Origin of the sequence: Streptomyces adelaidensis (assembly GCF_016598475.1) — a bacterium.
Lineage (GTDB): Bacteria > Actinomycetota > Actinomycetes > Streptomycetales > Streptomycetaceae > Streptomyces > Streptomyces adelaidensis.
The window spans coordinates 68,216-81,625 of record NZ_JAEMUX010000003.1 but is presented as its reverse complement, the minus strand read 5'-3'; the positions used below and the strand labels follow the sequence as shown (position 1 = coordinate 81,625).

The window sequence follows — 13,410 nt, the reverse complement described above, 5'->3', positions numbered from 1 at the left end:
AGCCCCGAAACCCGGACGGTTTCTTCCGGTTCATCGGGCTTCGGGCTGTTCACTTCATTGACACGAGTCACTGACGGCCCTAGCTTCCCCGCCGACACCCGCACACGTGCTGCACCACGACGGCCTGCACGAAGGAGTGACGGCTCATGTCAGAAACCGTGTCACGCAGTTCCGGCGCCGCCCGTTCACGGCGCTCGGGCGTAGCGGCGATCGCCCTCGCCGCCGCCCTCCTGACCCCCGCACCCGCCCAGGCGGCCACCTCGCGGGCGGACAGCTCCCAGCCGGACGCCTCGGGGTCGGCCCTCGTCCGGACCGACGCCGGCTGGGTCCGTGGGGAATCCACCGCCGAGGGGCGGCAGTTCCTCGGCGTCCCCTACGCCCAGCCGCCCGTCGGCGACCTCCGCTGGACCGAGCCCCGGCCCGTGCGGCCCTGGCAAGGGGTGCGGGAGGCACGGGAGTTCGGCGACAGATGTGTACAGACGGCGAGTTGGGACCCCGGCTACGAGCAGCCGAGCCACACCGAGGACTGCCTGGACCTCAATGTGTACGCCCCGGCAGGCACCGCACACCGCCCGGTCATGGTCTGGCTGCACGGCGGCGGGCTCACCGCGGGCGCGGGCGAGGACGTCGTGCCCGATGCCTTCGCCCGCCGCACCGGCACCGTCGTCGTGACCGTCAACTACCGCCTCGGCGCTATGGGTTTCCTGGCCGCGGCCGGCCTCGACGACGAGACGCGCGACGGCGTCTCCGGCAACTTCGGCATGCTCGACCAGCAGGCCGCCCTCCGCTGGGTACGGGCCAACATCGGCCGCTTCGGCGGCGATCCCGGCCGGGTCACCGTCGCGGGCGAGTCCGCGGGCGGCCGCTCGGTCTGCACCCAGCTGGCCTCGCCGACCTCGAAGGGCCTCTTCCGCGCCGGAATCGTGCAGAGCGGGGCGTACGGCGACTGCGCGGCCCGTACCCATGAGGCGGCGGTCGCGCAGGGTGAGACCTTCATGGCCAGGCTGGACTGCGCGGACGTGGCCTGCCTGCGCGGTAAGTCCGCCGAGGAGATTCTCGCCGCCCAGGCGGGACTGGCCTGGGGGCCCGTCGTCGGCGGCGCCTTCCTGCCCGTACAGCCCTCACAGGCGTACGTCCGCGGCGCGGCGGCCGGGGTGCCCGTCCTCAACGGCGCCAACCAGGACGAGGGCCGGCTGTTCGCCTTCGGCCGCTTCGACGGAGCCGGCGACCCCCTGACGGCCGAGCGGTACCCGGAGGTCATGCGGACCGACTTCGGCGACCGCGCCCTCGACGGCTACCCCCTGTCCGCGTACCCCTCGCCGACCCTCGCGTACGCCACCGCCCAGGGCGACCAGCGCTTCGCCTGCTCCGCCCTGCGGCTGAACCGGACCCTCGCCGGGCGCGGACCGGTGTACGCGTACGAGTTCGCCGACCGCACCTCCCCACCGTTCGCCTCGCTGCGTGCCCTGGACACGGACTTCGACTTCGGCGCGACCCACGTCAACGAGGTGCAGTACCTCTTCCGCCACTTCGGCCTGGAGACACCGCTGAACGCCGGGCAGCGGGCGCTGTCCCGCCAGATGACCGACTACTGGGGCTCCTTCATCCGCGACGGGGTGCCACGGGCCGCGGGCCAGCCCGCGATCCCGGCCGGCGGGGGCAAGATCCTCACCCTCCGCACCGCCGCGCAGGGCGGCAACGGGCTGAGTACGAGCGTGCACAGTGAGCATCGATGCGGCCTCTGGGACAACCTGTAGGGCTCCGCCGCCGTCCGACCGAGCAGGTAGGCTGCCCCGGCGTGCGCTCCGTCGTGAGCGCACGCCGGGGGCCCGAGATCGGCTACATGGGAGGAACCGGCTTTGCACGTGCAGGAGTGGCTCGAAACAGTGCCCCCGCTCAGCATCTATCTGCTGGTGGGTCTGGTCATCGGCCTGGAGAGCCTGGGCATCCCACTGCCGGGCGAGATCATCCTGGTCTCCTCCGCGCTGCTCGCCTCCCAGCACGGTGAGATCGACCCGTTCGTCCTCGGCGCCTGTGCCACCGCCGGCGCGATCATCGGCGACTCCATCGGCTACGCCATCGGCCGCAAGGGCGGGCGCCCCCTGCTGGCCAAGCTGACCAGAAGGTTCCCCAAACACTTCAGCGAGAGCAATATCGCCGTCGCCGAGCGTTCCTTCGACCGGTGGGGCATGTGGGCCGTCTTCTTCGGCCGCTTCATCGCCCTCCTGCGCATCTTCGCCGGCCCCCTCGCCGGCGTCCTCCAGATGCCCTACTGGCGCTTCCTCGTCGCCAACGTCCTCGGTGGCATCCTCTGGGCCGGCGGCACCACCGCCGTCATCTACTACGTCGGTGTCGTCGCCGAGGCCTGGCTCAAGCGCTTCTCCTGGCTCGGCCTGGTGCTGGCGGTCCTGATCGGCGTCGGGTCGATGCTGGTGATCAAGCGCAAGGCGAAGAAGGCGGCGGAGAAGGCGGAGGCGGAGGCGGCCGAGGGGGATCTGGTGACCGCCGGGGAGTAGTCCGCGTCCGCGCCCGCTCCGGTCGAGAGCGGCGCAGCCGCCGACAGCCCGTAGGGGGCCTACGCGCCGTACTCGTCCTGTGCTGTCCGATGCGCCTTCGCCAGCTCCGTGTAGTGCGTGCCGTTCGAGGTGACCAGCTCCCGCTCCTCGTCGGTGAGCGGCCGCTTGACCTTCGCCGGCACCCCCGCGACCAGCGAACCTGGCGGTACTCGCATCCCCTGCGGTACCAGCGCCTGCGCGGCCACGAGTGAGCCCGCGCCGATGACCGCGCCGTTCAGCACGGTCGCCCCCATCCCGATCAGACAGTCGTCCTCGACGGTCGCCCCGTGCACCACCGCGTTGTGCCCGATCGAGACCCGCTCCCCGATGGAGATGGGGAACCCGAGGTCGACGTGCAGCGTGCAGTTGTCCTGGATGTTGGAGTCCGCGCCGATGACGATCGGCTCGAACTCGGCCCGCAGCACCGCCCCGTACCAGACGCTCGCGCCGGGCCGCAGTGTCACGTCGCCGATCACCACCGAGGTGGGGGACACGAAGGCGGCTTCCTCCACATCCGGCTTCTTGCCGCCGAATGTCGTGATCAGGGCCCGCTGCCGGTTCATCGCCGCCTCCTGGTGGTGGCCGTGGTGGCCGTGGTGGATCAGTCCTCACCCGCACCGTAGGCCATGGGCAGGGCATCGCGTGGGGTGAAGATCACAGACATAGGGCGTCATCCGTGTGGCGCCCGATGAGTACGGTGAGCGGGTGCCGAAGAGCAAGAACACGTTCTCGTCCTGGCGGGGCCGCATCGTGCAGCGCGCCGTCCATGCGGGCTGGGCGTGGCTGCAGCGCACGGCGTCGGTGACGCCCGAGCGGCCCGGCCGCTTCCGCTTCGGTGCGATGGGAACGGGTACCAGACTGGCCTTCCCGCTCGGCACGGTCTTCGGTGAGCCGTGGATCCAGCTCGGCGCCCACTGCATCATCGGCGAACAGGTCACCCTGACCGCCGGACTGATGCCCGACCTCGACCTCGGTGCCGAACCGATCCTGCGCATAGGTGACGGTGTCGTCCTCGGCCGGGGCAGCCATGTCATCGCCGACACCACGGTCACCATCGGCAGCGACTGCTACTTCGGGCCGTATGTCTATGTGACGTCCACGAACCACTCGTACGACGACCCGCACGAGCCCATCGGCAAGCAGTGGCCGCGGATGGATCCCGTGTCGATCGGGCCGGGGTGCTGGGTCGGTACGGGCGCGGTGATCCTGCCGGGCGCGCGGATCGGGCGGAATGTGGTCGTGGCGGCGGGGGCGGTCGTGCGTGGTGTGGTGCCGGATCACTCCGTGGTGGCGGGGGCGCCCGCGCGGGTTGTGCGGAAGTGGGACCCGGTCGAGGGGTGGCAGCCGCCGATTCGGACGCCTGCGCCTGTACCGATTCCCGACGGGGTTACGCCGGAGCAGTTGCTGGCGTTGGCCGAGTGGGATGCGGGAGGGGTGGGGGAGCCCGAGTCCGCCTGAGGGGGTGGGCGGTCGCTGTGCTTTGGCGGGTGCGGGTTGTGGGTGGCTGGTCGCACAGTTCCCCGCGCCCTTGGAAGGGCGAAGTGCGGTTCGAGTTCGGCTATCCCGTTGCCAGGAGGATCGTTCCCGCCAGGGCCAGACCCGCGCCGGCTGCCTGGATGGTGCGTAGGCGTTCGCCGAGCATGGTGCGGGCGGCTCCTGCGGTGACGATCGGGTAGAGGGAGGCGAGGACGGCGGCTGTGGTCACGGGGCCGTGGTGGGCGGCGAGGGAATAGGTGCCGTTGGCCGCCACGTCGGCGAGGCCCACGAAGGCGAGGGCCGGGAGTGCGCGGTACGGGAAGCCACTGGGCGGGAGGGCGGGGGTGCCGCGTCGCACGGTGACGTAGAGGGCGGCGCCGCCCGCGACGACGTTGGTGACGCGCTGGACGAACAGGGCGAGGAACAGGCCGGTGAGCGTGGCCGACGCCTCGGCGATCAGGGCCATCACCGCGCCGAAGCCGAAGGCCGCGAGCAGGGTGAGGAGAAGGGCCTGCCGCTGGACGGGAGCCCCCTTGAACTGCGGGCCGCCCGCGAGGACGACTCCGGCGACGGCGACCAGGATGCCGACGAACTGCAGCAGCCCGGGCCGCTCGCCGAGCACGAGCCCCACCCCGACCGGGACCGCCACGCCCAGGGAGCCGAGCGGAGAGACGACGCCCATCGGGCCCAGGGCGAGCGCCTTGTAGAAGGCGAGCATCGCGACCGGGCCCACCAGACCGGCGGCCACGGCGAACCACAGTTGCGGGCCCGTCTCGCTCCAGGCGCCGGTCGCGAGGACCAGCGCCCCCAGCGCCACGGCCGCGACCGACTGCGAGACGACGAGCACCGTGAGCGCCGGGAGCCGCCGGGTCAGCAGCCCGCCGCCGAAGTCGGCCAGACCCCACAACAAGCTGGTGGCCAGGGCGAAACAGTGCGGTCATCGGTGAGCCTCGCAGTACAGTTCGGTGAACGAAGGGTGCACCACACCGTAGTTCATCAGAGTGAACTCTGTCGTTGAGAATATTGGACGGAATGTGTCGGACCTCGACCTGCTCACCCAGTCCCTGGGGCGAAACGTCAAGCGCTGGCGCACCGAGCGCGGCTTCACCCTGGACGCTCTCGCCGCCCGCGCCGGAGTCAGCCGCGGCATGCTCATCCAGATCGAGCAGGCCCGCACCAACCCCAGCATCGGTACGGTCGTCAAGATCGGTGACGCCCTGGGGATCAGCATCACCACGCTGCTCGACTACGAACAGGGCCCCAAGGTCCGGGTCGTACCGGCCGAGCAGGTGGTACGGCTGTGGCACACCGACGCGGGGAGCTACAGCAGACTCCTCGCCGGTGCGGAGGCGCCCGGCCCGCTGGAGATGTGGGACTGGCGGCTGATGCCGGGGGAGGGCAGCCGCTCGGACCCGCACCCCGTCGGCACGGTCGAGATCGCCCATGTCACGGCGGGCGAGCTGACGCTCACCGTCGACGGCGCCGAGTACCGCGTCCCGGCCGGCGCGAGCGTCACCTTCGAGGCCAACGCGGCGCACGAGTACGCCAATCAGGGGGACGTTGCGACGGAGATGGTGCTCACGGTGTCCGTGCCGCCCGTGCACTGAGACGCGGAACTCGGCTGCGCGCGGGCCCTGTTAGCGTGCGCCCATGCGCGCACCCATCGGCGACTTCGACCACGCCACCCCTGTCCCCGACTGCCTCGACGACCTCGTCGGCCCGGTCGCCGACGCCGTACGCGACTGGCGGGGCAGTGTCCCCGCGGACGAGATCCTGTACGTCGAGACGGACCCGGAGTGGGCCGACACCGCGGTGTTCGTCCAGCACTACGGGCGGGAACTGCTCGAACAGTCCGCGAACTGCGTGGTCGTCGCGGGCAAGCGGGGCGGTGAGTCGAGCCTCGCCGCGTGCGTCGTGCTGTCCACCACCCGCATCGATGTGAACGGCGTGGTGCGCCGCCGACTCGGCGCCCGCAAAGCCTCGTTCGCGTCGATGGACGTCGCCACCGGGGAGACCGGGATGGAGTACGGCGGCATCACGCCCGTCGGGCTGCCCGCGGCGTGGCCCGTCCTGGTGGACTCGGCCGTCGTCGACCTGCAGTACGTCCTGGTCGGCAGCGGACGGCGGCGGGGCAAGCTGCTGGTGCCGGGGAAGGCGTTCGCGGAGCTGCCGAACGCGGTGGTGCTGGAGGGGCTGGGGGGCGCCTGACCCGCGGCCGTGGGGCCTCCCGGCCGAAACGGGGTCGCCGGCCCCCGGGCTTGTGGCCCGGAACCCGGCGACGTACGGCGAAGAGGCCTGCTCAGGCGGCGGCGGTGCCGGCCTGGGCGGTGAGCTGTCCCAGGACCTCGGTGAGGCCGGTGACGACCTCGGCGTCGTCGGCCGGGTGGGTCTCGGCGAAGCGGACGACGGAGCCCGGGACGGAGAGCTTGGCGTCCTCCAGGACCGTGCCACCGGCGATGCCGACGGCCTTGCGGGTCTCGTCCTGCGCCCACACGCCGCCGAACTGACCGAACGCGGTGCCGACCACGGCGACCGGCTTGCCGGTGAACGCGCCGGCGCCGTACGGGCGGGACAGCCAGTCGATGGCGTTCTTCAGGACGGCCGGGATGGTGCCGTTGTACTCGGGGGAGAAGAGCAGGAAGCCGTCGGCCTGACCGGCGGCCTCCCGCAGCCGCGCGGCGGTGGCCGGGAGGGCGGCCTCGGTGTCGAGATCCTCGTTGTAGAACGGGACCTCGGCCAGGCCCTCGTACAGCTCGATCTCGACGCCCTCGGGGGCGTGCTTCACGGCGGCCTCGGCGAGCTGGCGGTTGTGCGAACCGGCCCGAAGGCTGCCGACGAGCGCGAGGATGCGTACGGACATGAGCTGACTCCTGGCAAGGGTGATCACTGAGAAAGCTAAGCGGACCGAGGTCCGTTGAAATTTGTAGCACCTATCCGGACCAGGGTCCACTTGTCTGTGGTGAGCGTTACGCTCCCTTCATGAAAGAGTCGCCGCCGCCCTTCCCCGCGCCTCAGGAACCCGACCCCCTCAACAAACTGCTGGACCTCGCCCTGACCGGCGGTGAGCAGCCCCGGCTGCGGGCGGACGCGGCCCGCAACCGCACCCGGCTGCTGGAGGTCGCCGCCCGGCTCGCGGCGGAGTGCGGGCCCGGCAACCTGACCATGGAGGCCGTGGCGAGCGCCGCCGAGGTGGGCAAGGGCACCGTCTTCCGGCGGTTCGGCGACCGGTTCGGGCTCATGGCCGCCCTCCTCGACCACCATGAGCGGGAGCTTCAGGCCGCGTTCCTGACCGGCCCGCCGCCCCTCGGCCCGGACGCGCCGCCCGTCGAGCGGCTCCGGGCCTTCGGCGCCGCCGTCATCCGGCACGAGTACGCACACCGTGACCTCTATCTCGCCGCCCGCGCAGACGTCTCCCGCCGCCACACCAGCCCGGCCCACCAGCTCCGCCTCGGCCATCTGTGCATGCTGCTGCGCCGCGCCGGGACGAAGGGCGACATCGAACTGCTGGCCCAGACCCTGCTGGGCTACCTGGACATCAACCTCGTCGATCATCTGGTCGACCGGCGCGGGATGTCCCTCGACCGGCTGGCGTCGGGGTGGGGGGACCTGGTGGAGCGGCTGGTGGTGTCATGAACCCGAGAGCAGCCAAAGCGACCGCTTGGTAACTTGTAGGCGGGCGGGCGGGTGTCGGGGATCGGCCTCGCACGCCGCGCGAGGGGGAGTGGGCACATGACCGACGGCACCGCCGAGACCGACGGCACCGCCGAGACGGCCGAGACCGACGACACCGCCGAGATTTACGGGAGCGGCCGGCCGGAAGCCGTCGGCACCGGTTTCTTCGCCTCCGTGGACGACGTCCTCGACCAGCTCGCCGAAGCGGGCTACCTGGCGTCGACGGCCGTCGCCACCACCGTGTTCCTGGCCGACCGGCTCGGCAAGCCCCTGCTGGTGGAGGGCCCGGCGGGCGTCGGCAAGACCGAGCTGGCCAAGGCCGTGGCACGCGTCGGCGGCGCACGTCTGGTCCGGCTCCAGTGCTACGAGGGCATCGACGAGTCCCGCGCCCTGTACGAGTGGAACCACGCCAAGCAGTTGCTGCGGATCACCGCCGGTCGCGACGAGGCCTGGGACGACGCCCGCAGCGACATCTTCAGCGAAGAGTTCCTGCTCACCCGGCCGTTGCTGACCGCCATCCGGGGCGACGAGCCGACCGTGCTCCTCATAGACGAGACCGACAAGGCGGACGTCGAGGTCGAGGGGCTGCTGCTGGAGGTGCTGAGCGACTTCCAGGTGACCGTCCCCGAACTGGGCACGATCACCGCCACCCGGCGCCCCTTCACCGTCCTCACCTCGAACGCCACCCGCGAACTCTCCGAGGCGCTCCGCCGCCGCTGCCTCTTCCTCCATCTCGACTTCCCCGACGCCGAGTTGGAGCAGCGGATCGTACGGCTCAGGGTGCCGGGCCTGGACGCCACCCTCGCCGACTCCCTGGTCCGCGTCGTCGGCGCGCTGCGTGAGATGGACCTCCGCAAGGCCCCCTCGGTGGCCGAGACCATCGACTGGGCACGCACCCTGCTGGCCCTCGGTGCCGACACCCTCGACGAGAGTGTCGTACGGGACAGCCTGGGCGTGATCCTCAAACACCAGGACGACATCGAGAAGGCCGCGCGGAAACTGACGCTGGTATGACGCCCGCCGCTGGGGGTGGTGGCAGGGCCGACGCCGGTGTCCTGCCGGGTTCGCGGGACTCGCCGAGTCGGCGGGATTCGCCGGGTCGGCGGGATTCGCCGGGTTCGCAAGTGCCGCCGGCCTCTCCGCTGGCCGCGCGCCTGACCGCGTTCGTACGGACCTTGCGCGGCCACGGGATACGGATCGGACCCGCCGAGACCGTGGACGCGGCGGCCGTGCTGGCGGTGCTGGGGCTCGCCGACCGGGAGCGGATACGGGAAGGGCTGGCGGCGGCACTGCTGCGCGCCGACCGTCAGCGTGCCGTCTTCGACACGGCCTTCGAGCTGTACTTCCCGTTGGGCGTGGGGGAGTTGGCGGGCACGCGGGGTGCGCCGGCCGCGGACCGGGACGACCTGCGGGACCGGCTCGCCCGGGCGCTGGCCGCGAATGACGCGGCCGCCCTCACCCGACTCGCAGGCGAAGCCGTGGACTTGCTCGGCCGCTACGGCTCCCCGGGCGCCGACGGCTGGTCCGCCCATCAGACGCTGGACCGTCTGCGCCCGCAGACGCTGCTGGCGCGCATCCTGGCGGCCCAGCGGGCGGGCGGGGAGGGCGGGGCGGGCGGTGGTTCCGGCCTCGGCTCCGGCTCCGGCGCGGGAGCGGACAGCGCAGGGCGAGGTGGTGCGGGGTCCGGGGCGGGCTCGGGTGGGTTCACCGACCGGCTGGACGCCGATGAGATCCGGCGGCGTATCGAGGACTTCCGGAAGCGGGTGGGCAGCGAGGCGCGGCGGCGGGTCGCCGAGCGCCGGGGAGCGGAGCTGATCGCCGAGCGGGGCATCGCACCCAGCGCCGACCAGGTCGACTTCCTCGTCGCGAGCCGTGAGCAGCTCGTCGAACTCCGCCGAACCGTCCAGCCGTTGGCCCGCAAACTCGCGACCCGGCTCGCCGCGCGGCGGCGCAGGGCCGCGCGCGGCTCGATCGACATCCGGCGCACCCTGCGCCGGTCGCTGTCCACCGGGGGTGTGCCGCTGCGCCCGGCCTATCGGCGGCACCGGCCGGCGCGTCCGGAGATCGTGCTCCTGTGCGATGTGTCCGGGTCCGTCGCGGGGTTCGCGAACTTCACGATGCTCCTGGTGCAGGCGATGCGGGACCAGTTCAGCAAGGTGCGGGTCTACGCCTTCGTCAACCGCGTCGACGAGGTCACCGACCTGGTCACCACCGGCGAGGCCGACCCCGTCGAACTCGGCCGCCGGATCGCCACCGAGGCCACCGTCTCCGGATGGCACGGCAGCAGTGACTACGGGACCGCGCTCGGTGAGTTCGCCGAGCGCCACCTCGACGCGGTGGGCCCCCGTACCTCGGTGATCGTCCTCGGCGACGCCCGCACCAACGGCTTCGACCCCAACGCGGCGGCCCTGCGCCGCGTCGCGGCCCGGGCCCGCCGCGTCCACTGGCTCAATCCCGAGTCGCCGAGCCAGTGGTCGACGGGCGACTCAGCCGCCCATGTCTATGCCGAGATCGTCGACATGCACGCCTGCCGGAACGCCCGGCGCCTCGGGGAACTGGTGACGCGGTTGCTGCCGGTGTGAGGGGTGGGGCGGGAGGTGTCGTCCGGGCCGCCGGCCCCTCCGGGCATGGTCCGATTCTCGACCCTGCGTATCCGCCGCCCTGCGGCGATCCTGGAAACAGACCTCGGCCTCAGGAGGTGCTCCCCATGTCCCGCACCGTCATCGTGGGCATCGACGGTTCACACGAAAGCCTGGCCGCCGCCGAGTGGGCGGCCCGGGAGGCGCGCCTCCGCACCCTCCCGCTGCGGCTGGTCAACGTCTGGGAGCCGGTCCCCGAACCGATGGGACGGCCGCCGATGCTGGGCGCCGAGACGGGACAGGACACGCGGGACCCGAGTGGGCACGGCGGGACGGGACCGGGGAAGGTCCTGCGCGACGCGACCGACGGCATCCGGCTGCGCCACCCCGGCCTCGATGCGACCGCCGAGCAACTGACGGGCCGGGCGAACGAGGAACTGGTGAATGCGGCTCAGGACGCGGAACTCCTGGTCCTGGGCTCCCGAGGCCTGAGCGGCATCGCCGGCTTTCTCCTCGGGTCCGTCGGCCTGCACGTCGTCGCACACACGGAGCGCCCGGTCGTCCTCGTACGGGCCGGAGAGCAGGCCGCCGACGAGCAGGCCGCCGGAGAGCGGGCCGCCGGAGAGCGGGCCGCCGACGAACAGGCGCCCGACCCGACCGGGATCCCGTCCGCCGCGACCCCGTTCCGGCCCGTCGTGCTCGGCCTGGACACCGCGCACGCGGAGCACACACTGATCAGGTTCGCGTTCGAGGCCGCCGCACTGCGGGGGACCACGCTGCGGATCCTCCACGACTGGAGCCCGCCACCGCATTCCGCGTACGGCCTCCGGGAGCGGCCCGAACCGGCCGCCGATCTGGACACCGACCTGGGGCGCGCCGACGCCACCGCGCTGGCCGAGATCCTGCTGCCCTGGCGGCGGGAGTTCCCGGCCGTCGAGGTCGCGGCTCAATCGCGTTCCGGCAAGGCGGCGGACGATCTGCTCGCGGCGTCCCGGGAGGCATCCCTGGTCGTCGTGGGGCGCCGGGTCCGCCACTCGCCCGTGGGGGCGCATATCGGGCCGGTGACGCATGCGGTGCTCCACCACGCGGTCGCGCCGGTGGCGGTCGTCGCACACGGCTGAGGCTTCGCAGCACCCGTTCCCGGGGGCTGCCCCGGACCGTCGGGGCTGCCTGCCGCCGAGTGCCGGCCCTCAGCCCAGCCGGGGTATCTCGATCGCCGGGCAGCGGTCCATGACCATGTCCAGGCCGGACTCGCGGGTGCGGTGGTAGGCCTCCTCGTCGATCACGCCCAGCTGGAACCAGACGGCCTTGGCGCCGATGCGGGCGGCTTCGTCGGCGACCGGGCCGGCGAGGTCGCTGTTGACGAAGACGTCGACGACGTCCACGGGGAAGGGGATGTCGGCGAGGGAGGGGTAGCCCTGTTCGCCGTGGACCGTCTCGGCCTTGGGGTGCACCGGGACGACGCGCTTGCCGTGGCGCTGGAGGACCTCGGCGACGGCGTACGCGGCGCGGTCGCGGTTGGAGGAGAGGCCCACGACGGCCCAGGTGTCGCCGAGTTCCGAGAGGATCTTGCGGATCGTGGCGGGGTCGCCGTACATGTGCTGTCTCCTCGTGTCTGTGTGAGGGAGCCCCGTGACGGGGGCTGCCTGCGGCAACAGCGGGGGCCGGCCGGGGATTCCCGGGGCTCGGGAACCGGTTCTCGTGGCCCGGTTCGGGCAGGGTCGGGGCGGCTCGAGGTGCGGAATGCCGTCCTCCGCACTGCGTTCGGGCGTTCCCGCGCCTACGCTCACCCCGTGCTGCGTATCACCGACGCCCGGACCGGCGAGCCCGCCGAGGTCCGTAGGGCGCTCACCCGGGTCCATGCCCATGTGCCGAGGGACGACGCTTCGGCGCTGCGGGTCCTGCTGGTCGCCGATGTCCTCGCCCGTGCCCTGGAACTGGGCGGGGCTCCCGTCCTTCTTGTCGCCGACCCGCCAACCGCGCTGCGTGAGCGTGCCGACGACCTCGGCATCCGGCCGGCCGAGGCCGTGGCCGCGGCCACGGGGGGAGGGCGGCGGGTGCTGCATGTGACCGGTGCGGGGGAGGGGCAGGGGCAGGAAGAAGGGACGGACGGCGACGGCGGCAACGACCTCGTTCGGGTCGAGGTCGCCTCGGTGAGCGGGGCGGAGGCGTCGGCCGCGTCGGGCACGGCCCTGCGGCTCGCCCTCCTCGCCCGCCCCCGCCGGACACCCGTCGACCTCGACGCCACCACCCTGGCCGAGGCGGGCGACGCGCTCGGCCGGTGGCGCAAGGCCGTCGCCGGCTGGGCCACGCGGCCGTCGAAGCCGATGCCGGAAGACGTGAAGCAGGCTCTGCGCGCCGCCTGGGAGGACGACCTCGACGTGCCCGCGGTGCTCGGCGTACTGCGGGACGTGGCCGAGGCGGAGGATGTACCGGACGGCGCGCGATTCGAGACGTACGCCTACGCGGACCGGCTCCTCGGGCTGGAACTGACCCGTGAGATCGGAGCACCGGCATGATCACACGCGCCGGAGCGGGGCCCCTGCGCAGACTCGTCGTCCTGCGGCACGCCAAGTCCGCCTGGCCGGCGGGCGTTCTTGACCACGAACGGCCCCTGGCGCCGCGCGGCCGCCGCGACGCCCCCGCCGCCGGCCGGGCCCTCGCCGAGGCGGACTGCCTGCCCGACCTCGCCCTGTGCTCCACGGCCGTACGCGCCCGCCAGACCTGGGAGCTGGCCTCCGCCCAGTGGGGGACGCCGCCGCCCGCACGGCACGACCGGCGGATCTACGCCGCCGAGCCGGCGGAACTGCTCGCCGTGGTGCGCGAGGTCCCCGACGGGGTGCGGACCCTGCTGCTCGTCGGCCACAACCCAGGCCTGGAGGAACTGGTCCTGGACCTCGCCGGTGACGCCCTCGACGACGCCTTGGACGACGTACGGACCAAGTTCCCCACCTCGGCCATCGCCTTCCTTTCCTGGCGCGGCGAGACCTGGGCCGCGCTCGCCCCCGGTACCGCCCTGCTGACGGACATGATCGTGCCCAGGGGGAAGAAGGAGTCCTGACCCTCCGAAGAGCCGGGCCCCGGCCTCGGGCGACGCCCGGCGCGGCCGCCCACTCGCCTGCGCATAG

At 72.7% G+C, this 13,410-nt stretch carries 15 protein-coding genes; 11 read left to right on the top strand and 4 right to left on the bottom strand.

Annotated elements, in window-relative coordinates; all coding sequences use genetic code 11:
- The first annotated feature begins 146 nt into the window (after positions 1–146).
- Both I8N67_RS02390 and I8N67_RS02385 read left to right on the top strand, forming a co-directional pair.
- Positions 147–1,757 (top strand): carboxylesterase/lipase family protein, encoded by a 1,611-nt coding sequence (locus I8N67_RS02390; protein ID WP_200300861.1) that lies wholly within the window; start codon positions 147–149, stop codon positions 1,755–1,757.
- 102 nt (positions 1,758–1,859) lie between these two features.
- On the top strand, positions 1,860–2,516 hold the full coding sequence (locus I8N67_RS02385) for a DedA family protein (RefSeq protein WP_200300860.1): 657 nt from the start codon (positions 1,860–1,862) through the stop codon (positions 2,514–2,516).
- Positions 2,517–2,575: 59 nt separating this feature from the next.
- On the opposite strand, the gene I8N67_RS02380 is transcribed toward I8N67_RS02385, so the two are convergent.
- Complete coding sequence (locus I8N67_RS02380) at positions 2,576–3,118, bottom strand: gamma carbonic anhydrase family protein (RefSeq protein ID WP_200300859.1); 543 nt, start codon at positions 3,116–3,118, stop codon at positions 2,576–2,578.
- A gap of 142 nt (positions 3,119–3,260) precedes the next feature.
- Between I8N67_RS02380 and I8N67_RS02375 the strand changes: the two genes are divergently transcribed.
- The gene (locus I8N67_RS02375; RefSeq protein ID WP_307835124.1) at positions 3,261–4,013 is read left to right on the top strand and encodes an acyltransferase; all 753 of its coding nucleotides are present in this window, start codon (positions 3,261–3,263) and stop codon (positions 4,011–4,013) included.
- A gap of 100 nt (positions 4,014–4,113) precedes the next feature.
- On the opposite strand, the gene I8N67_RS02370 is transcribed toward I8N67_RS02375, so the two are convergent.
- A complete protein-coding gene (locus tag I8N67_RS02370; protein WP_200300959.1) occupies positions 4,114–4,953 on the bottom strand; it encodes an EamA family transporter in 840 nt (279 codons plus the stop codon).
- A 112-nt stretch (positions 4,954–5,065) separates the two neighbouring features.
- Here I8N67_RS02370 and I8N67_RS02365 point away from each other — a divergent pair, with 112 nt between their 5' ends.
- A complete protein-coding gene (locus tag I8N67_RS02365) occupies positions 5,066–5,638 on the top strand; it encodes a helix-turn-helix domain-containing protein (RefSeq protein ID WP_200300858.1) in 573 nt (190 codons plus the stop codon).
- Between the two features lie 43 nt (positions 5,639–5,681).
- Positions 5,682–6,239: a YbaK/EbsC family protein gene (locus I8N67_RS02360; protein ID WP_200300857.1), complete on the top strand. Its 558-nt coding sequence runs from the start codon at positions 5,682–5,684 to the stop codon at positions 6,237–6,239.
- A gap of 91 nt (positions 6,240–6,330) precedes the next feature.
- On the opposite strand, the gene I8N67_RS02355 is transcribed toward I8N67_RS02360, so the two are convergent.
- A complete protein-coding gene (locus I8N67_RS02355) occupies positions 6,331–6,891 on the bottom strand; it encodes an NAD(P)H-dependent oxidoreductase (RefSeq protein ID WP_200300856.1) in 561 nt (186 codons plus the stop codon).
- A gap of 119 nt (positions 6,892–7,010) precedes the next feature.
- Between I8N67_RS02355 and I8N67_RS02350 the strand changes: the two genes are divergently transcribed.
- The 4 genes from I8N67_RS02350 (at position 7,011) to I8N67_RS02335 (ending at position 11,403) form a co-directional block, all read left to right on the top strand.
- On the top strand, positions 7,011–7,664 hold the full coding sequence (locus I8N67_RS02350) for a TetR/AcrR family transcriptional regulator (RefSeq protein WP_200300855.1): 654 nt from the start codon (positions 7,011–7,013) through the stop codon (positions 7,662–7,664).
- A 96-nt stretch (positions 7,665–7,760) separates the two neighbouring features.
- A complete protein-coding gene (locus I8N67_RS02345) occupies positions 7,761–8,717 on the top strand; it encodes an AAA family ATPase (protein ID WP_234044838.1) in 957 nt (318 codons plus the stop codon).
- A 110-nt stretch (positions 8,718–8,827) separates the two neighbouring features.
- The gene (locus I8N67_RS02340) at positions 8,828–10,285 is read left to right on the top strand and encodes a VWA domain-containing protein (protein WP_307835123.1); all 1,458 of its coding nucleotides are present in this window, start codon (positions 8,828–8,830) and stop codon (positions 10,283–10,285) included.
- Positions 10,286–10,410: 125 nt separating this feature from the next.
- Positions 10,411–11,403, top strand: a complete 993-nt coding sequence (locus I8N67_RS02335; protein WP_200300853.1) for a universal stress protein — start codon at positions 10,411–10,413, stop codon at positions 11,401–11,403.
- A gap of 69 nt (positions 11,404–11,472) precedes the next feature.
- Here the strand turns inward: I8N67_RS02335 and I8N67_RS02330 are convergent, their stop codons facing one another.
- Positions 11,473–11,880: a CoA-binding protein gene (locus tag I8N67_RS02330; RefSeq protein ID WP_200300852.1), complete on the bottom strand. Its 408-nt coding sequence runs from the start codon at positions 11,878–11,880 to the stop codon at positions 11,473–11,475.
- 195 nt (positions 11,881–12,075) lie between these two features.
- Between I8N67_RS02330 and I8N67_RS02325 the strand changes: the two genes are divergently transcribed.
- Together I8N67_RS02325 and I8N67_RS02320 are read left to right on the top strand one after the other, a co-directional pair.
- On the top strand, positions 12,076–12,801 hold the full coding sequence (locus I8N67_RS02325; protein WP_200300851.1) for a hypothetical protein: 726 nt from the start codon (positions 12,076–12,078) through the stop codon (positions 12,799–12,801).
- Positions 12,798–13,343, top strand: coding sequence for a SixA phosphatase family protein (locus tag I8N67_RS02320; protein ID WP_200300850.1), 546 nt, complete (start codon positions 12,798–12,800; stop codon positions 13,341–13,343). The genes I8N67_RS02325 and I8N67_RS02320 overlap by 4 nt, the downstream gene beginning before the upstream one ends.
- Positions 13,344–13,410: the final 67 nt, after the last annotated feature.